19 protein-coding genes are annotated in these 19,148 nt (G+C 58.9%); 3 read left to right on the top strand and 16 right to left on the bottom strand.

Going from position 1 to position 19,148, the window contains the following annotated elements; genetic code table 11:
- Positions 1–79: 79 nt before the first annotated feature.
- The 8 genes from A3224_RS00380 to A3224_RS00345 form a co-directional block, all read right to left on the bottom strand.
- Positions 80–1,699, bottom strand: a complete 1,620-nt coding sequence (locus A3224_RS00380; RefSeq protein ID WP_067149981.1) for a M28 family metallopeptidase — start codon at positions 1,697–1,699, stop codon at positions 80–82.
- 58 nt (positions 1,700–1,757) lie between these two features.
- Complete coding sequence (locus tag A3224_RS00375; protein ID WP_067149978.1) at positions 1,758–2,501, bottom strand: hypothetical protein; 744 nt, start codon at positions 2,499–2,501, stop codon at positions 1,758–1,760.
- 19 nt (positions 2,502–2,520) lie between these two features.
- Positions 2,521–2,931: an ACT domain-containing protein gene (locus A3224_RS00370; protein ID WP_067157196.1), complete on the bottom strand. Its 411-nt coding sequence runs from the start codon at positions 2,929–2,931 to the stop codon at positions 2,521–2,523.
- Between the two features lie 28 nt (positions 2,932–2,959).
- Positions 2,960–3,751: a hypothetical protein gene (locus tag A3224_RS00365; protein ID WP_067149975.1), complete on the bottom strand. Its 792-nt coding sequence runs from the start codon at positions 3,749–3,751 to the stop codon at positions 2,960–2,962.
- Between the two features lie 9 nt (positions 3,752–3,760).
- The gene (locus tag A3224_RS00360; RefSeq protein WP_067149971.1) at positions 3,761–4,246 is read right to left on the bottom strand and encodes a hypothetical protein; all 486 of its coding nucleotides are present in this window, start codon (positions 4,244–4,246) and stop codon (positions 3,761–3,763) included.
- 275 nt (positions 4,247–4,521) lie between these two features.
- Positions 4,522–4,986 carry an ecotin family protein gene (locus A3224_RS00355; protein WP_067149968.1) on the bottom strand — a complete coding sequence of 155 codons (465 nt, stop codon included), beginning with the start codon at positions 4,984–4,986 and terminating at the stop codon, positions 4,522–4,524.
- Positions 4,987–5,139: 153 nt separating this feature from the next.
- On the bottom strand, positions 5,140–5,835 hold the full coding sequence (locus tag A3224_RS00350) for a thiol:disulfide interchange protein DsbA/DsbL (protein WP_067149965.1): 696 nt from the start codon (positions 5,833–5,835) through the stop codon (positions 5,140–5,142).
- A 225-nt stretch (positions 5,836–6,060) separates the two neighbouring features.
- Positions 6,061–6,717 (bottom strand): c-type cytochrome, encoded by a 657-nt coding sequence (locus A3224_RS00345; RefSeq protein ID WP_067149962.1) that lies wholly within the window; start codon positions 6,715–6,717, stop codon positions 6,061–6,063.
- A gap of 144 nt (positions 6,718–6,861) precedes the next feature.
- On the opposite strand from A3224_RS00345, the gene yihA reads away from it, so the two are divergent.
- Complete coding sequence (gene yihA / locus A3224_RS00340; RefSeq protein ID WP_175487764.1) at positions 6,862–7,488, top strand: ribosome biogenesis GTP-binding protein YihA/YsxC; 627 nt, start codon at positions 6,862–6,864, stop codon at positions 7,486–7,488.
- Between the two features lie 115 nt (positions 7,489–7,603).
- Here the strand turns inward: yihA and A3224_RS00335 are convergent, their stop codons facing one another.
- The 5 genes from A3224_RS00335 to A3224_RS00315 form a co-directional block, all read right to left on the bottom strand.
- Positions 7,604–7,792, bottom strand: a complete 189-nt coding sequence (locus A3224_RS00335) for a hypothetical protein (protein WP_067149959.1) — start codon at positions 7,790–7,792, stop codon at positions 7,604–7,606.
- Between the two features lie 16 nt (positions 7,793–7,808).
- On the bottom strand, positions 7,809–8,255 hold the full coding sequence (locus A3224_RS00330; RefSeq protein ID WP_067149956.1) for a hypothetical protein: 447 nt from the start codon (positions 8,253–8,255) through the stop codon (positions 7,809–7,811).
- A gap of 592 nt (positions 8,256–8,847) precedes the next feature.
- Positions 8,848–10,665: an adenosylcobalamin-dependent ribonucleoside-diphosphate reductase gene (locus tag A3224_RS00325; RefSeq protein ID WP_067157191.1), complete on the bottom strand. Its 1,818-nt coding sequence runs from the start codon at positions 10,663–10,665 to the stop codon at positions 8,848–8,850.
- Positions 10,666–10,832: 167 nt separating this feature from the next.
- Positions 10,833–11,801 (bottom strand): ribose-phosphate diphosphokinase, encoded by a 969-nt coding sequence (locus A3224_RS00320; protein WP_067149953.1) that lies wholly within the window; start codon positions 11,799–11,801, stop codon positions 10,833–10,835.
- An 83-nt stretch (positions 11,802–11,884) separates the two neighbouring features.
- On the bottom strand, positions 11,885–12,541 hold the full coding sequence (locus tag A3224_RS00315; protein ID WP_067149950.1) for a phosphoribosyltransferase: 657 nt from the start codon (positions 12,539–12,541) through the stop codon (positions 11,885–11,887).
- 69 nt (positions 12,542–12,610) lie between these two features.
- Here A3224_RS00315 and A3224_RS00310 point away from each other — a divergent pair, with 69 nt between their 5' ends.
- Positions 12,611–13,624, top strand: coding sequence for a hypothetical protein (locus A3224_RS00310; protein WP_067149947.1), 1,014 nt, complete (start codon positions 12,611–12,613; stop codon positions 13,622–13,624).
- A gap of 184 nt (positions 13,625–13,808) precedes the next feature.
- Here the strand turns inward: A3224_RS00310 and A3224_RS00305 are convergent, their stop codons facing one another.
- Positions 13,809–14,597, bottom strand: coding sequence for a hypothetical protein (locus tag A3224_RS00305; RefSeq protein WP_156481398.1), 789 nt, complete (start codon positions 14,595–14,597; stop codon positions 13,809–13,811).
- Positions 14,598–14,686: 89 nt separating this feature from the next.
- Positions 14,687–15,673, bottom strand: coding sequence for a hypothetical protein (locus tag A3224_RS00300; RefSeq protein WP_067149943.1), 987 nt, complete (start codon positions 15,671–15,673; stop codon positions 14,687–14,689).
- Between the two features lie 9 nt (positions 15,674–15,682).
- On the opposite strand from A3224_RS00300, the gene A3224_RS00295 reads away from it, so the two are divergent.
- Positions 15,683–15,967, top strand: coding sequence for a hypothetical protein (locus A3224_RS00295; protein WP_067149940.1), 285 nt, complete (start codon positions 15,683–15,685; stop codon positions 15,965–15,967).
- 343 nt (positions 15,968–16,310) lie between these two features.
- On the opposite strand, the gene polA is transcribed toward A3224_RS00295, so the two are convergent.
- On the bottom strand, positions 16,311–19,034 hold the full coding sequence (gene polA / locus A3224_RS00290) for a DNA polymerase I (RefSeq protein WP_067149937.1): 2,724 nt from the start codon (positions 19,032–19,034) through the stop codon (positions 16,311–16,313).
- Positions 19,035–19,148 lie beyond the last annotated feature (114 nt).

Below are 19,148 nucleotides of genomic sequence, written 5' to 3'. Positions count from 1 at the left end.
ATCCGCCATTGACTATTTTGGCTTTGCTGAGCAGGCCTTTTTTACGCAGTAGCTGATGATCTGTACTAGAAATCGCTTTTTACCGCTTATACAACTCCCCAAAAAAATCCCCGCTATACCAGTGCGGTTTTTCGTCCGCATCCGCTACTTCCCGTGCAATAGCGTAGTTCACTTCAGTAAATTGCTTGGCGGCGGTATAGCTGATTTGTTCGTCGGCCTCATCGCTTGCGCGGTGGTAACGCTCCTTTAGAAAGGTGGTTTGCATTTGTGTACCGTCAACCTCCGGGTCCCGCGCTTCGCGGCCGCTGATCAGATAGATTGCCGGTATACCCTGGCGTACGAAGTTATAGTGGTCGCTACGGACGAAGATCACTTGTTCCGGCATTGGGTCCGGGCTTAGTTTCAGGCCGGCGTTTTCTGCGGCGCGCGCAGCAGTCCTGCCGAGAGTGGAGTGCTCGGCGCCGAAGGCGATGATGTCCTTGAAGGGGTACAACAACATCGGCATATCCAAATTGAGGTTTGCCACAATCGCATGGGTCGGCACTGGCGGGTGATGGGCAAAGTAATCGGAGCCCAACAGGCCTTTTTCCTCACCGGTCACCGCAACAAATAGTAGTGAGCGGCGCGGCGCGCGGCCGGACTCGGCAAACAAGCGCGCGGTTTCCAGCATGACAGCAATACCGGCGGCATTATCTTGGGCACCGTTGTGGATAGCACCATTTTTGTCCACACCGATATGATCCAGGTGCGCGGAAAAGACCACGTATTCGTTTTTAAGCTGCGGATCGGAGCCAGGCAGCAGTGCAACCACGTTGGGGCTGTCAATCATTGCATGAGTCGATCCACTGGTCATTTTTGCCCGGTAAGGTAGCGGGAACCCCCGGGGTACCAAGCCATTTTCCATTTCGGTAAAAATAGCATCGAGACTGCGCTCGGCACCTACGAAAAGCTGACGTGCGGGGCCTATATCCATCAACACGCCGGGATGCACTCCGGGAAGGCTATTGCCGGGTACACCTTTGTCGCCCAGCCAGTCGAGGTTGTCGTCGTCCAGGTGCTCGAGCGAGCGCTTGAAAGACCAGCGCTGTTCGCGTTGAGGCGTGTTCAGAGTGATATAACCCACGGCGCCGTGACGGGCAGCCGTCTCACGCTTGGTGCGCGAAGATGCATAGTGGGCGCCGACTTCGTTCGGCAGCTTTTGCGGTCGCCCCGAGAGCAGAACCACAATCTTGCCTTCCACATCCAGATCTTTGTAGTCATCAATACCATACTCAGGTGCTTGTATACCGAATCCCACAAACACCAGGCCGGCAGCGGTCGCTGTGCTCTCGCTGTGAGTAGGCGGCGAAGCCACAAAGTCCTCTCCAAAGTGGAAAGTGATATCGCCGTCGCGCCCCTGTAGTACCAAGGTGGGTACATGTCCGCCCCAACTCGCCTTGACCAACGGCACTTGTTGCAGGTAGCCCTGTTCGCCGGCGGGTTGCAACCCCATGCGCTCGAATTCCCGGGCCACGTAGTCAGCGGCCTCGCGGTATCCGCGGGAGCCGGTGTCCCGGCCAGCGAGGGCGTCCGAGGCCAGATACTTTACGTGCACACGGATATTTTCGCTGTCAGCACTTGGAATCGGCGCGGGGGAGTTGGTAGTACAGGCCACCAGCGCGCCCACGATCAAGGTGGTGAACAAGAAAGGAAATCGCATTGGTAAATCTTTTCCGGCTTGCTGAATCGACCGGCTAGCTTACCATGACCACCACAGCTCAGGCGGCGCGCCCTATACCCGGATATGCCTTCAGTACGGCGGCAGATACCATTTCATGGGCATAATCCGGCAGAAATTCACCGTGGGCGCCCATAAAGTGCAGGAAGTCTAATTTCAATAGACGGCGAAAATCGTCCTCCAGCCAATGCAAGGGATCGCAACCCGGTGGGGTCATACAGGAACGCCAGCCAGGTGCCACCTGCATTCCACGGCGCATACTGCCAAAACGCAGCAGGTTTCTGCCCCACCAGTTACACCCGCGCCAGGTCCGCCAATATTGCAATGCGTCGCAGCACAGCAATAGCCCCCCGTTGTGAGGTACCCAGAGAACCGCTTCCGGGTAGCGGCTGTGAGAAAACTCCAGGAAACAGCCGCCGGGGACAGGACAGTCACCGCCCTCGCGCAGGAGCCGGTCCGGTGCTGGAGGATAAAAGTCGGAGTGTGCCTGGCACCAGAAAGTGAGATTGAAGTGGTCGCGGTAGTAGAGATCATCGCATCCGTGGTAATAGCCTAAGCGTACAGCGTGGCGGATGCACCCCAGTTCTTGCAGCTTTTCCTCCTGTTGTGGCCGCAGGCGCACCGGATTCACCAATGTCAGGTCATCCCCACAGCGTACAATTGCCATATTGCGGTTGATCACAACCGCCGGGGCAAGTTTTATGGTTCCCGGAACACAGAAGAAATCCGGTAACAAGCGGCGGATTTCGCCGTGAGGCTGGGGAGGAGGATAGTCGATCCGCATCGCACTGCGGCTCCCCGGCTCAACTGTACTGTGCGCGGCTGCTTATCCCTCGCAGAAGGCGCAACGCTTCTTCGGCTTCTTCTTCGGGTACAAACACATGGTCGTGACGCAGCGCGGCGACGACATTAGCGCTGATTCCCCAGCTGGCCAGTTCGGCGGTAACCGCAGCGGTGAGGCCGACGGCTTCGAGGCTTGAATACACCTGTAGAGTGATCTGGCGGAAGCCTCCACTCGACGCCAGTCCCTCACGCTCAGCCAGGGTCCGCGGCAGTATCGCCGAGAGCCCCTCACGCTCCCGGAATACACACAGGCAATCATCGATGAGATCCAGCAGTCGCGCTTCCGGCAGAGAACAGAAAACGTACACATCACCCTGTAATTGGGGGTCTAGGTTCCGCAGCAATTTTTCCAGGCATGCTTCAACTTTCATATAGCGTTTTTCCACCGCCGCTTTGGTTTCATCGACTTTTTACCCGCTTACTTTTTGCACGCTGTGCAGCCTTGCGAAGGGTTTTATCGGCATCCCCTTCCGGTTGCGACCGCTGTTCGCCCGGTGCTCCCTGATCAGCGTCCCGCTGAATCTCCCGCTCCCAGCGGTCCAACGCCAAATCGATGTCTCTTTCCAATTTCAGGCTGGGAAATTTCGGACAGGATACGCCGCGGGTTGGGTCCTGCCAGGAAGATAAGGCAGCGACGAAAATCACCTGGGATTTGTGCAAACGGTTTTTGCCGATGCTGGCTTCGGTCCAAGTGGTCTGCCATGTGAATTTATCCTTCACCGCATAGTCACTCTCGTAGGACTTGAGGGTGAGGAAGTAGGGATATATTTTGCCGCCACGACACACGATACGCCGCTCAGTCTTGATATGGGCCATCTGCGTGAAGGGATCGAAATACCAGCGGATATCGTAACCGTAGGCGAAACGCATCTCGCCACCGTGTTCCAGAAATGCGTAGGAGCGGCCAGTGCCATCCGCCTTCAGGCTCCAAACATGCCGCGCCTCACCATCGCGGGATATCAACCACGCCCCCACCCACTGCTTGGCATCCAGATGGGAGTCCGTTTTCCAGCTAGTCCCTGTAGTCGCACCTGCGTGATTGGCAGCCTGAAAGGCCCCCGTCGAACCGCTCGCCGTGGCAAAAATGACAACGGCGAATGCAAACCGCCAAAAATTGGATAAAACACTCCGCCGCTGGCCCCTGCCCGGGCCAGTGCCGAAACCGCCTATCAGTTTTGCGCTCTGGTACATCGGCTCGTGTCATCCGGCCAAGTCCGGACACTTACCACCCGCTCTGGGCGTATGCCAACTGCCGAGGCGGCGCTGAAAACTCAACAGTCCGCCGCCGTCTTGCAGCCAATGGCGACCGTCCACAATCGAGAAATCTAAGGTGACGGGGCTCCAGCCGGTAAATGCCACCGCCACCACACCGCCGCGACAGCGCAACGACGCGCCGGTACGCACGCGCACCCGATCACCCTGCAATTTCCAGTTAATGGCAAAACCGTGAGACAGGCGCCCGCCGTTGTGAAACCCATAGGCGAATCCTGTGCCGTCGGCGTGTAGCTGCCATACCAGTTGTTCATCATTTTCACCCACGACCAGCCAATTCCCGGCCCATTTGCGCTGCGCCGACTCTTCCGCAATGGCCAGGGGCAGCACTAGAAACAGCAGGAGAATCAAGACATAGACCTGTAAGAATGCGAGGAAGAGGCGGTGAGACGAGGGGTGACGCAAAAACTTCATGCGCGACTCTCTGTATAGGATTACTGCGACTGGCGGCCGCAGCCGCCGGTGTTCCTCTCCGCGATGCAGCGGTCGCTACAGCGGTATGAAAAATGGCCCAGGCGCTATTTTTCACGTCCTTTGTTTTTATAGGCTAGACGTAGAATCCAACTTTTGGCAGTAGAAGCCTCAAAAATATTTCTTCGTGCGCCAGAACGGGGGGGAAGTGTGAAAATTATGGGGATAAAGGCAGGTATGGGAAACGGTGACGAATCTGGCGGTGATTCCAATGGCAGTTATTCAGCCCGGGCGCTAGACAAAATTTTATCCCCGCGCCAGACACGGTATTTCAATTGCAGCCCGGGAGGCAGGTAAACGACCAGCGGAAGATGGCTGTTATAGGGCAACATCAGCCCTTCGCCGCGCACAGGCACGAAGCGCCGCGACCTAGAGCCCGCTGGACAAGTCTTGTGACCGGCCGGACCAGGCTCCGGCTCTGCCAGTACATAATAGGGATAACCCAACCCTTCCAACGTCTCGCGTCGAATCGCGGCGCGATAACTGCGCAGGTTGCAGTCCACCACCTCACTCTTGCCCGGTACCAGCTCCACCATAAAGCGGCTTTCATCCGCCGCTCTGGGCAGGCGGATCACCAGGCGCACCTTTCCGTCCACGGTGGCGGGGAAGGCATCAAGATCAGAAGCCCCGGCGGTACCGGTGAAACAGCTGAGGCATAGAATGGCGGCACGGCGCAGCGACATGAGGAGCCCTGTTGGTGATTGACGGGCATTGCACCACTTAGTGTAGCCCTAACTTATCGCCAGGTGCGATCTGATCCGCGCACAAGGGATGTGCGGCCTGTCGGTGCGCACAAAAAAAACCCCGCACTGGGCGGGGTTTCGTTAGCATTGCCATCAGCTGCGCTCGGCACGCTCTTTGGCAATTAGGTAATCGGCCACCTGCAGCATTAGTTCCTGGCCATTGCTCTTGCCTTTAAAGCCAGGCAGGGAGGTGCTGATACGGTATTTGCCCGCCACAACCACTTCCGGGGTGCCGGACAACTGATAGGCGCGCTGGTTGGCCATGCCCTGTTTGACCCTGCTGTTGATGGTGAAGGAGTTCATCAGCTTGGCGGCCTTGGCACCATCGGCGCCATGGGCATTAAACAGTTCCTCGATGGCCTTCAAATCCGGATTCCAATTGCGGCCTTCCTTCACAGCAAACATTTTGCGCTGGTTGTTGATGGCGTTGAAGATGGGGGCGTGCAGTCGATCCAGCACCCCCATGGTATCGGCCACATAGTACATGCGGGCGTGCACCTCCATGAGCGGCTGCCAGATGGCGGGAATCTTCAGCAGCGCCACGTCTTCCGGCATTTTTTCTTTCCAGCGGTTCAGGGTCGGCTCGAAGTGGTAGCAATGGCCACAGCCGTACCAGAACATTTCAGTCACCTCGATCCTGCTGTCGTCCTTCTGCGGTACCGCCTGCGGCAGTACTTGGTAGTGCTGGCCGGCCTTGAACTGGCCGTCTTCTGCACAGGCAACGAGGCTGAACAGCAGAGTGAAGACCAGGGCAAACAGCCTGGACAGGGGGGCGACAACGACATTCATAGTCTTCTCCAACGTTATTCTCTCGGGACCAGGGGGCTACGTAATAGACAGCGCAGATTATTGAAGTTCCGGCAGGTGGAAGCAAGGAACCCGGTCAACATGTGCACCCATTCCCAGGGCCTCGTCACCGGCAATGGGCCCCTTACAAGCGCTACGGAGGCTTTACAAAAAAGGCCGGTCTAAGACCGGCCTTTTTTGTGATATTCGCGACAGACAACCTGGCGATCAATCCGTCAGACCCGCCACATAGTTGGCGAGTGCTGTGATCTCGGCATCGGACAGCTGCTTCGCCACACTGCGCATCACGCGGGTGTCACCATCATTGGTGCGGGTGCCCGCACGGAAGGCTTTGAGCTGGGTTTCCACATACTCGGCGTACTGTCCGGACAGACGCGGGTAGCCAGCGGGCGCATTGCCTTTGCCGGTCGGAGAATGGCACCCCATACAGGCGGGTACCCCGGTTTCCGGATTGCCCGCGCGGAACAGCTCCCGGCCGAGCATCAGGCCATCGACACTCTCACCGTTGTTCAAAGTCACGGAAATCGCCTTGGAACCAGACAGCTGCACCGGCTGGGAAGCGAAATAGGCCGCCAGATCCTGCAGGTCCTGTTCGTTGAAGTTATCCAGCTGACCGATCATCTGCGGCACTTGGCGTGCACCACTTTTGATATCCATCAGCTGTTTGGCCAGATACTTTTCTCCCAAACCCGCGATTTTCGGAAAGGCGGGCGCCAGACTGTTGCCGTCGGCACCGTGGCAAGCGGCGCAGGCAGTGGCCTTCGCCTTACCGGCGGCAGGATCTCCGGCCGCCATCACAACTGGCGCGGCCAGGCCGAAGGTGAGGCCCAGGGCCAGAGCTGTATTCTTTATGATGCTGTTCATACGTCGTCCCATTGCGCGCTGAATGACTGGTTCGCTCCACCCGGGCGGAGACTGACTCGCGTCGCCCCCATAGTTCTGCGACGCAAAAACGGCGGCATTATATACTTGTGCGCCAATTGAGTGTACTGAGTCAACAAATCGCCAATGTCCGAATCCAGCATCGAAAAACTAAACTTCCGCGCCGTTCAGTTCCTTACCAGCGCACCCACCCTCGCGGAATGTCCGGAGGACAGCGGCGCCGAGGTCGCCTTCGCGGGCCGTTCCAACGCCGGTAAATCCAGTGCCATCAACGCATTGACCGGCAACAGTAAGCTGGCGCGCACTTCCAAAACCCCGGGACGCACGCAACTGATCAACTTCTTCCGCGTCGGTGACACCCAGCGCCTGGTCGACCTGCCCGGCTACGGTTACGCCAAAGTGGCGCGCGCGATGAAGGACGAGTGGCAGCGGCACCTGGCCTTCTATCTCGAACAGCGCCACTGTCTGCGCGGCCTGGTGCTACTGATGGATATCCGCCAGCCGCTGAAAGAATTCGATATTCATATGCTCACCTGGGCAGTTCAGTCGGGTCTGCCCGTGCACATATTGCTGACGAAAGCGGACAAGCTTAAAAGGGGCCCCGCCAACAACACCCTCTTCGCAGTCGAAAAGGCACTGAAGGCACAGGGATTGGACAATGGAGTGACGGTGCAGACCTTCTCATCCACCAAGAAAACCGGGCTGGACAAATTGGAACTCAAGCTGAGTGAGTGGTTGGCGGTAGGCCCGTAAATGGAGGCCACCGAATCGTGCGGCACACCTAAAGCGGCCTCGGCCGCTTTGATCCCGTGCGGGGAACCTTCACGTAACGGCGGGCCCTGCGTTCCAAAGCTATCCGCGCGTAGTCCTAGAGAGTTTGGCCGTCGCGCACATCCGCGAGTAGTGACTGCAACAACACCCTTCGCAACTGCCGCCGCGCCCGCGGCGTGAGGCAGCGCAGATCCTCCACTTTCAGCCGCCGCTCGGCCAGCAACGAAGTCAGTGTATCCTCGCGAATCTCAATCTCGAGAAATTGTGATGAACTGGCAGCGGCCACGCCTGACAGCACTGCTTCAGTGCAAACTGACAATGCCGCCGAGCTGGCGCTGCCACTGCTGGCGTGCCGGCGGATTGGGTTCGCGGGTGTAGAGGGTGCGGATGCAATCGGCGGTAATACGGTAGTTGTCTCCATCCTTTAACTCCCGCGCCAGCCTGGAACTGGCCCCTACTAAGATGTAATTGCCGTGATTCTGCTGGCCCCGATGATGGTAGGCGTCCATCAGCAACCGCGCACTTTCGGCAAACCTCTGCGCCGCGATGGCGTAAGCAGGACGGCGGACGCTGAGCAGGAAATCCGCCAGTTCATAGGCACAACCGAGAAAGGGAATGGCCTCGCCTTGGTTGCCGTCTTCACACAGGCTGGCCCCCCGCTCAATCCAGTCCATCCAGGCCTGCTCGGCGCGGAGCGGATCGGCTGTCAGCCATTGGTGATGATTTGCACAGAGATAACGGTGATTCACGCTGAACTCCTCGATTCGAACTACAAATCATGCTAATACGAATCGTTCTCATTTGCAAAGAAAGCCAGCGCTTTTTCCGCCAAAATCTGAGCATAAAAAAGGCCGGCAGAAGGGGCCTGCCGGCCAGGGGGTCGGTGCCCTTGGGGATGGGCACCTAACCAGACGTACCCAGGGGGACGGGCACGCCTGTGGGTTCTCAAAAGAAGCAGCATTCCTACTGATACTGAAGGATAGGATCGCAGCGCCTGCTTCCCCAGGTTGTGCATTGCCGGGGTGACGGCACTTGGCGGATTCTAAATCAGCAATTGGCGCGTTTCCGGAAATGGTTTCCATTTATGCCGGCCGGACAAAAAAAACCCCGATGTTTGGGGAGGTATCGGGGTGGGGTCAAGCGAATTGTCGGGAAGGGTTAAGGAGCAACAATGATTTGTCTGTTTAGAGCCGGCCCAGCGGTCTCGGTTCCGCGCCCCTGAGTAAAGATTCGTTAATCCGGCAAAGGGACGTCTGGAGCAGATACGACACTCGCATTTCCGTACTAAGGAGCCTCTGATTAATTCATTTCCTGGTGGCAGAGGTTCCCTAATTCACCGCCCTATTCCCCTTCCCGCTCAATGTCGCAGCAGTGCCTCGGTGCCGGCTCCCCCGGTCCGGTGAGCACCGAGCCGCTGATGGGATTGGGGCGGAAGCTGGTACAGCCCTTGAGGCCCAATTCGTGCGCCTCGCGGTACAGGGATTCAAATTTCTCGAACGGGCAGCCCACGGGCACGTTGACCGTTTTCGAAATCGCGTTATCCACATAAGGTTGCAGCGCCGCCTCCATAGCGAGGTGGGCCCAGGGTGACAGCTGGCGGGCAGATACAAAATACGCCGGCAGCGCATCCGGGTCACCGCCCCGCTCGCACCAGAGCCGGTAGGCCGGGTCGACAATGTCGAAGTGGCGATACCTACCGTCCGCTGTCAGCACCCGGCGCCGGTGGCGAAACTCAAACACCGGCTCCACTCCGCTGGAGACACCTCCAGCCAGCAGACTGATTGTGCCGGTAGGCGCTAAGGCGATCAGATGGCTGTTGCGGATACCGTGCTTCGCTATTTCCCGGCGCAGGGCATCGGGAAGCGCGCGGATGTCCGCAGCGTTCAGATAGGCCTCTCGGTCGTAGAAAGGAAAGCTGCCCCGCTCCCGCGCCAGGGCAATGGACGTTTTATAGGCGCTGTCACGCAGCGTCCGCAGGATGCGCGCGGCCAGATCCCTCGCGCTGCCGCTGTCGTAGTGTAGCCCCAGGGCGATCAGCGCGTCCGCGAGCCCGGTTACGCCCATGCCGATTCTACGACTACCCTTAGCCTGATCTTCCTGAGCCGGCAGCGGATAGCGGGACAGATCGATTACATTATCGAGCATGCGCACCCCCAGGGCCGCGCATTCCGCGATGCCTTCCCAGTCCAGGCGAGCGTGTTCGCCAAAGGGATCGCGGACAAAGCGCATCAGATTTACCGAGCCCAGATTGCAGGCGCCGTAGGGTGGCAGCGGTATTTCGCCACAGGGGTTGGTGGCACTGATCTGTTCCCGGTAATAGAGGTTGTTGTGACGGTTGATCTGATCGACGAACAGCACCCCCGGCTCGGCACAATCGTAAGCGGCACGCATAATATCCCGCCACAGATCCCGCGCGCGCACGCGCTTCAGTACCCGGCAGGGCAATGGGTCCGCTTCCCCGCTCCAACGGCGCTCTATCAGCTCCGCGCCCCGCCCTTCCAACTGCCGCTCCGGGAAGACCAGCGGCCACTCCTCATCTTCCTCCACCGCCTGCATAAAATCGTCGCTGACCAAAACCGACAAGTTGAAATGGCGCAGTTCGCGGGGATCCCGCTTGGCCTCGATAAAGCGCTCTATATCCGGATGGTCGCAGCGCAAGGTGGCCATCATGGCGCCGCGACGGCTGCCGGTGGACAGCAGCGTTGCGCACATAGCGTCCCAGATGCGCATAAAGGAAACCGGACCTGAGGCGATGTTGCCCGTGCGGTGCGCGATGCTCCCCGCCGGGCGCAGCGTCGAAAAATCGACGCCGATACCGCCGCCCTGTTGCATGGTCAACGCCGCTTCCTTCAGGCGTTCAAAGATCACCTCCATCGAATCCTCAACGATACCCATCACGAAACAATTAAAGAGGGTCACCTGATGGGCAGTGCCGGCACCCGCAAAAATGCGCCCACCCGGCAGAAAGCGAAAATCCGCGAGGTTCTGGTAGAAGCGCTGAGCCCAAAGCTCGGACTGCGCCGCCTCCACCGATGCCAGCGCATTGGCGAGGCGGCGCCAACTGTCTTCAATGGAGGCGTCATAGAGCAAATCGCCATCCCTGTGGCGGTACTTTGTATCCCAGATAAACTCCGAGATCTCCGCCTCAAAGTGGGCCATGTCCCTCTCCTCCGCACCCAGTAGATGGCTGAAAAAAACCACCCGGGGCCGTTCTGAATTGGTTTCGCGACACATATCCACAAACCTCCGAGCGAAATACAAGCGGTGCGTGCCCAGGTGGGGTCCGGCCACGCATCCCCTAGTCCCGACGCCCGCCTTGTCACTCTCTACGGGACACTCAACTGGGCTGCCGGACCGCTGTCGTGCAGGCGGCGTATCCCCTCGGCCAGCAGCCGCGCGCAGTCGATGACCTCCAGCCGGGGCGACGAGGGCTGCGGCAGAGAGTTAGTCACGGCAACAGCTTCCAGTGGTAACTGCGCGAGTTTTCTCAGCGCATCGCCGCAAAACTGACCGTGACTGGCCAATACCCAGATACGCGCGGCACCACCGCCGAGAACCGCATCCACCGCGCGGCAGACGGTGCCGCCTCCTGCGATGAGGTCGTCGACAAGCACCACATCCGCCCCCCACACATCCCCGGCCAGGGTTCCACCTGAGAGCTGGTCGGCGCTGCGGTACTTCTCCACAAAGGCGCGACCGATGTTGCGTGCCAGACGCTCTGCCAACGAGCGGTGGAATCGCTCAGCGCGCTTTATCCCCCCCAGATCCGGCGAGGCCACTACCAGGGGGTTTGCACTGTCTTTCAGCGCCGTGGCGATAAAATCCACGAACAAAGGCTGCGCAAGCAGATGCAGAGTGCGGCAGCGAAAGGCATTCTCAAAAGCAGCCTGGTTATGGGCATCCAGTGTCACTATCCCATCGGTACCCAAAGACTCGAACAGGGTTGCCAGATAACGGTTAGAGAGGGGGTCATGGAGCTTGGTACGGCGGTCTTTGCGCCCGTAGCACAGGTAGGGAATAACCGCAGTCACACGGGCCGCGCCGGCATCCTTCAAGGCGCCGATAAAAAACAGCATACGGATCAGCTTGTCATTCACGCTGCTGCGCTCGTCGCTGTATAGCGATTGCACCAGGTAGGTATCGGCGCCCTCGACATCGTCGAGTGGACGTATTTTGTGCTCTCCATCAATAAACGCCCGCTCCTCGTGGGCGGCCAATGGCTCCCCGAGGGCGGCGGCGACACGGCCGGCAAACTCGGCACCAGCATCGAGGCTGAACAGCTTCAGGCGGTTCATCGCACGCTACCGCCGCAAGAGACCGGCCATGCGGAAGCGGCTGGCGCCTGGCAAATCTTGTCCCCGCACAGCTTTCCATCTGATCACAGGTGATCTCCCACCAAAGCTTCCGCCGCTTTCAACATCGCGATCACCTGCTCGTCTTTAAGTTGAGGGAAGTCGCGGTAATGGGCGCCGATCGACCAAAAAGATTGCGGGGTTTCCAGACATTCAATTCGGTCAACCAGAGAAGTAAACCGCGCCAAAGATGAAGGCGGCGCCACCGGCACCGCTAAGACGAGCTCCGCGGGCTTCTGTGCGCGTGCCGCGCGCACCGCCGCCGCCATGGTGGCGCCAGTGGCGATGCCGTCATCCACCAAAATCACACAGCGGTCTTTGAGTTGTGGCCAGGGCTTATCGCCGCGGTAACGCCGGGCGCGGCGCTCCAGTTCCTTTCGCTCCCCACGCTCCACTGCATCGAGCTCCGCATCGCTGATGCCGCAGCTCGCCACTACCTCTTCGTTCAGCGCACGCGCATCGCTGGTAATGGCGCCCATGGCCAGCTCCTTGTGGCCCGGCACCCCCAGTTTGCGTACCAGCATCAGGTCCAGCGGCGCCCGCAGTGCCCGCACTAGCTCCAACCCCAGGGGCACGCCCCCGCGGGGAAGCGCCAGGATGATCACATCTTCGCGGTCCGCGTAGGAGCGCAAAGCCTGCGCCAAAAGCTGCCCCGCCTCGTTGCGGTCTGCAAAGGGCGTCATCACTGCCTATACCTCGATGACTTCGGCAATAAAACTAGACTAGCAAACAGATCCCCCAACAAAATGCCCATGACCCATCCCAGCGCCAAAATGCCGGACTTGGAGGAAAAAACCCGTTTCCTGCTCTCCCCGGCCAGCTATCCCGAGGGCACCCGCCATGTGCACCTGGTGGAAACCCATATGGCGCGCGTCTTTCTGACCGACCAGTTCGCCTATAAGATGAAAAAACCGGTGCGCTCCAGCTACCTGGATTTCAGCACCCTGGACAAGCGCCACGCCGTCTGCCGCGAAGAACTACGCCTGAACCGGCGCCTGACCGATGGTGTTTATCTCGACGTCGTGGCCCTGCGCATGGACAGTGATGGCCACTTGTCCCTGGGAGCGCAAAACGACACTGTGGTGGAATGGCTGGTAAAGATGCGCCGTCTGCGCGAAGACACCGCCTTGCCCCATCTGATCGCCACTGCTGCCCCACAGACCCTGGCGCCCCTGCTGCAGCGGCTGTGCGACTTCTACCGCAATGCGAAAGTCATCGCCCTACGCGGGGAACAGTATGTGGCGGGGCTTCGCCACCAGATTGAGAACTGGCGCGATCAGCTGCAGGCACCGCAACTGTCGCTGGACGGGGAGGAAATTGAAGCGACAGCAAAGGCCCTGCTCGCATTCACCCGGCGCGAGGCCGGACTCCTGGGTGGGCGCGCCAAAGACGGTCTGATTGTCGAGGGACATGGAGACCTGCGCCCGGAACACTGCTTTCTGACCCAGCCACCGCAGATAATCGACTGCCTGGAGTTCAACCGCCCGCTGCGCTGGGTGGACCCGGTGGATGAACTCAGCTATCTGGCACTCGAATGCGAATTACTGGGGAGAAAAGACCTGGGGGAAGCGGCCCTAGAATACTATAGCCAGGCAAGCGGCGACCGGCCCCCCAAAACCCTGTCTCGCTTTTACCGCGGCGCGCGCGCCCTGCTGCGGGCCCATCTGGCCGCCGCGCACCTGCTGGACAGCACAGTGGCGGAACCCCGCCAATGGCGACACAAGACACGGATCTACCTGAGCGCGGCGCAACACTACAGTCGATAGCCCCGCATACAGCCAAAAAAAATGCCCCGGAATTGGGGGATTCCGGGGCAAATATCTGACTTCCTTGGGGGATGATGACGCATTCCAACGATCTTGCCTGTTTAGAGGGCTGACCGCCGGACTGGTTCCCCGAATTGCGTAAAAAAATGTGAATTTTTTCTGACGGCGTTGGTAACTTAATCGGTCAGCGCACCGGCTGCGCATACAGCTTCTCGTCGTAGGGCAGTATCGTCAGCCCGTCCCGGTCCACATGGGCCGGCCAGTCCAGCGGCGGGCAATCGGGGGAAACCGCCGCGTCCGGGTAAGCCTCCCGCACCGCATCTACTTCCCGCTGCAGCTCCGGTGACAGGCTGACCTGCAGACTGCTGATAATATTTTCCACCAGCTCCAGCATTGGCTCCGGGCTGACTCGCGCATCTATCTCTTCCTGGGTGCCGGTGGCGTACTGGTGACAGGTAAAACTGATTTTGATCAGCTTGTCCCGCCCCACTGGGAAAAAGACAAAGCGCTTAAGTTCTCCCGCTTGTATCACGCACCGCATATCAAAACGCACTGCCGGCAGGGGCAGATGTTGCAGGGGTGTCCAGTTAAGCGGCGCCTGGTAGTAGGCCTTGTTCCCGTAAACTTCGTGGCCCCAGCAGGCGGTGATATAGCCCAGGGCGCCGGTTTCCAGCGCCCGGGGGTGGAGAAAATTGATCTGCGGGTTGGGCTGCGACAGGCGCAGCCCAACCAGACTGAAATGCACATTGCCCTTGCAGCCGGTAAACCAGGGGCCGTAGAAAGCCCAGGCACGCGCAATAATGCCCTCGTATAGCCAGCTTTGGCTGGGCATTTCCCTATCACTGTGGTCCTGCCCCTCCAGATCGTAGACCCGCGGCAGAAGCCGCCACTCGCCGCTGTCGGCCCCGGGCCGCGGCGCGTGGCGCGGCAGGCGCAGTGACAGGGTGCAGTCTGTCAGGCGGACAGTGACCATTCGGGCCCAGCGGAAAGAGGGCCCCCGGGGAATACATTGGCCCTTGTGCTCCCGCCACCGGAACGGCGGATACTTAATATAGTTTCGCATTAGAATTTGCTCTTTATCCGATAGTACTTATCCGGCAGCCAGGCCTCCGTCATGTTTTTGCCCAGTTTGCCGATTGTCGCGGCACCGCCCACCGCTGCGCCCAAGGCTGTAAGAAAAGCCGCTGCCGCCGCTGGCGCCGGAGCACTGGCGGATAGGCCCGCTACTGCCGCCAGGGAGCCCATAAAAGCACCGGCACCCTGCAGGCTTTTGCCATGCTCGACCATATCCGTTATAGCCTGAAGCAGTTTGTAGTTCTTTTCATTTCTCAAGCGGTTAATGATCAGCTCTAGCTGGTCCCGGTTGCCGATATAATCCAGCATATGGGTTTGGGAGAATTTGCGGGTTAACTTCAGACCCACTGCGTGCGCAGCCTTAACCGCCTCGTTGGGCGAAGTGCGGGGCCGCACCAGAAAAGCGTAATGATCCTTCAGCCGTACTCCCTGGTCAGCGAGAATCTTCAGCGCCTGGGTCAGTACACCAGAGCCGCCGAATTCGGCGATCCAACTAACACCCTGTATTTTGCGCGCATCGTACATGGTCTTGGCCAGTAGCAGCGCTGACTCGTGCAATTTGGCATTGTCCAGGGGACGCACCCCGTCTCGGTAGTTGATCAGGCCGCCGATACGCTTCTTCCCCGGCGTAAAGTGCATATCAAAACCGTTGTCTTCGAGCAAAGAGCCGTCTGCACGGGGCGCTTCTGCGATTCTTTGGGCGGCCACTTCTGCTGCATCGCGAGGCTGATCATATTTGCTATCGGTAATCGCTACCAGCCGGTTTTTTTCCTCAGAAATTTTGCCGTTTTTCCGTCGTCTTGCATTCCAACCATCACTACGTTTGCTTACCTCATAAAGCCCCGGCTTCTCAGCCTTCTCCATTAGCTCCGAATAATTCAGATCCGCCTGCATATACAAAACGCGGTAACTGCCATCGGGGCGTTTTTCCGCGGTGACACGACAGCCGGGCAGAATCACTACAAACTCTTCCATGCCGTCTCTGTGTACAGCATCCGGTTTGACGAAAATATTGTTCTGATGCAACCGGCCGGCGGCGAGCTGGTGGATGCCGTTGACGGTCAGCACGGCCCAGTAATTGCCGCGGCGGGCGAGTTTGACCAGTTCTCGGTAGATGGGGTCGGCTTGCGGGGTGATGGTGACGGGTTTGCCAGCGTGGTGTCCGGCGATGCGGATTTCCCGCCGGACAGCATTATTCGAAAATATTTTGTTAACTCCCTGAAAAAATTCCCTGCCGCTATAGCGACGCCGTCGGATTCTAGGAGCTGAATGTGACGCCGATCAACTGGCTAGTGTTTTTATTGTTAGCTACTCGGCAAAAATTTTTATTGAACAAGCCGGGAAAAAGGCGACCAGCCAGTTCTTTGGGTGCTGCGTCACACCTTTATTCGAGCAAAATTATCTGCAAAGCAAAAAAATTCGCTCAGTAACTCTCTAGTGAAAAGGTTCTCCAGTCCGGGCGAGCAACCCAGGTGATGGGATGACATTGTGAAGCCGTCAGATATTGGGAATTGGTCCTGGATATTTGAAATACCTATCCCATTTGCCGAGTGCCCCTGAACTTGTAACAAATGTCTCACAAGTGAATCAGGGGCTATTTAAGACGGCTGTATCAGTGCGCCTGATCCCAGTTATCCCCCACCCCCAAATCTGCAATCAGGGGCACGTGCAGTTCCGCGGCGCTTTGCATCAGTTCGGTGATACCAGTGCTGACTTGCTCCACTTCCCGTTCCGGCACTTCCAGTACCAGTTCGTCGTGCACCTGCATAATCAGCTTGGTTTCCAGTCCCTGCTCCGCCAGCCAGGTGTCCACGGCGATCATGGCGCGTTTGATAATGTCTGCGGCGGTGCCCTGCATAGGCGCGTTGATGGCGGTGCGCTCGGCGGCCTGGCGCTGGGCGCCGTTACGGGAATTGATTTCCGGCAGATAGAGGCGGCGCCCGAACAGAGTTTCCACATAGCCCTGTTCCGACGCCTGTTTGCGGGTGTTTTCCATATAGGCGTGCACGCCCGGATAGCGCTCGAAGTAGAGGTCTACATATTGCTGTGCGTCGGCCCGGGGAATATCCAATTGCTTGGCTAGCCCGAAAGCGGACATGCCGTATATCAGGCCAAAGTTAATCGCCTTGGCGCGGCGGCGCTGCTCATCGGTCACCGCCTCCGGCGCTACCTCAAATACCTCGGCGGCCGTGGCCCGGTGGATGTCCTGGCCTGCGGCAAAGGCTTCCACTAAACCTTTGTCGCCGGATAGATGGGCCATAATGCGCAGTTCTATCTGCGAATAGTCGGCAGCGATAATTTTGCTTCCCGCGGGAGCGACAAAGGCCTGGCGGATGCGGCGCCCCTCCTCTGTGCGGATGGGGATATTCTGCAGATTCGGATCGCTGGAAGACAGGCGCCCGGTGGCCGTCACTGCCTGGTGATAGGAGGTGTGCACCCGGCCGGTGGCCGGATCGATCATCTGCGGCAGTTTGTCGGTGTAAGTGTTTTTTAATTTGGCCAGACCCCGGTATTCCATAATCAGGGCCGGCAGCGCGTGGCTGTGGGCCAGTTCCTGCAGAACCGGTTCCGCGGTGGAGGGGGCGCCTTTGGGGGTTTTTTTGATGACCGGTATCTGCAGCTTGTCGAAGAGTATGGCCCCCAGCTGTTTGGTAGAGCCGAGGTTGAATTCTTCACCGGCTTCCTCAAAGGCCCGCTGCTCTACTTCGCGCATCTTTTGTTCCAGCTCGGCGCTCTGCGCGGCGAGCATTTTGGCGTCAATATAAGTGCCGTTGCGCTCCATACGCGCCAGTACCGGCAGCAGGGGCATTTCGATTTCGTCCAGCACTTTTTCCAGAGACGGCTCGCGGGCCAGTCGCGGGGAGAGTTCCTGGTGCAGGCGCAGGGTGATGTCGGCGTCCTCAGCGGCGTAGGGGCCCGCCTTGTCCACCTCGATCTGGTTGAAGGTCAGCTGCTTGGCGCCCTTGCCGGCAATGTCTTCGTAGTGGACCGTTTGCTCGCCCAGGTATTTGAGCGCCAGGCTATCCATATCGTGGCGGCTGCCGGTGCTGTCGAGCACGTAGGATTCGAGCATGGTGTCGCGGGCAATCCCGCGCAGTTCTATGCCGTAGTTGGCGAGGATATGGCTGTCGTATTTGAGGTTCTGGCCCACCTTCTTGTGGTTTTCGTCTTCCAGCAGCGGCTTGAGCTTGGCCAGCACCTCATCGAAAGGCAGCTGCGCCGGCGCCCCCATATAATCGTGCGCCAGGGGCACATAGGCGGCCTTGTAGGGTTCCACGGCAAAAGACAGGCCCACCAGCTTGGCCTGCATATAGTTGAGGCTGGTGGTCTCTGTGTCGAAGGCAAAAATTTCGGCTTCTTTGAGTTTCTGCAGCCAGGCGTCGAATTCGGCCATTTCGGTCACTATGGCGTATTCCCGTTCGACCGCTTCCGCCATTGCCTCTTGCGCGGATTCGCCGGAGAGCTCCTCCAGCCAGCCGCGGAATTCCAGCGTCTCGAACAGTGCGATCAGTCTGTCGATGTCCGGCTCGGCGTTGTGCAGATCCTGTGGATGAAGCTGCAAGTCCACATCGGTCTTGATCGTGGCCAGTTTGTAAGACAATTCGGCGGCTTCGCGGTGCTCCGCCATTTTTTTACCGAGCGTTTTGGCGCCGCGGAATCCGAGGGGTGCGATGGCATCCAGGTCCGCGTAGATGTCCTTTAAGCTGCCGAGGTTTTGTAACAGAGCCAGGGCGGTCTTCTGGCCCACGCCGGGCACGCCGGGAATATTGTCGGATTTGTCCCCCATCAGGGCGAGGAAATCGATGATCAGCTCCGGGCCCACACCGTATTTCTCCCTGACACCTTCCACATCCAACTCGGTGTTGCTCATGGTGTTGACCAGGGTGATACCCGGGCGCACCAGTTGCGCCATGTCCTTGTCGCCGGTGGAGATAATCACTGCCTGGCCCTGACGCTGTGCCTCCAGGGCCAGGGTACCGATCACGTCGTCCGCCTCGACACCTTCCACAACCAGCCGCGGCAAGCCCATAGCATCGATGATGTCGTGAATTGGCTGGATCTGCTCGCGCAGCTCGTCGGGCATCGGCGGGCGGTGGGACTTGTAGTCGGCGTAGAGTTCGTCGCGGAAGGTCTTGCCCTTGGCATCAAACACCACTGCCACAGTGCTGTCCGGGTGCTCCTTCAGGTGGCGGCGCAACATGGCGATAACGCCGCGCACCGCGCCGGTGGGTTTGCCACTGCTGGTGGTCAAAGGTGGCAGGGCGTGAAAGGCGCGGTAGAGATAAGAGGAGCCGTCCACCAGGATCAGCGGAGCTTGGGTGTTTTTGTTCGTCATAAATCTCAGAAATCAGTGTTGGAATTGGATTGCGGGAGGCAAATTGCAGATAGCATAACGTCCTTTGCCGGCATTTTCCCCGACCTGCCCGGCGAAGTCCGGGAACCGCTGATG

It is taken from the genome of Microbulbifer thermotolerans (assembly GCF_001617625.1).
In the GTDB taxonomy this organism is placed as follows: Bacteria; Pseudomonadota; Gammaproteobacteria; order Pseudomonadales; family Cellvibrionaceae; genus Microbulbifer; species Microbulbifer thermotolerans.
This window is presented reverse-complemented; position numbering and strand designations above follow the sequence as displayed.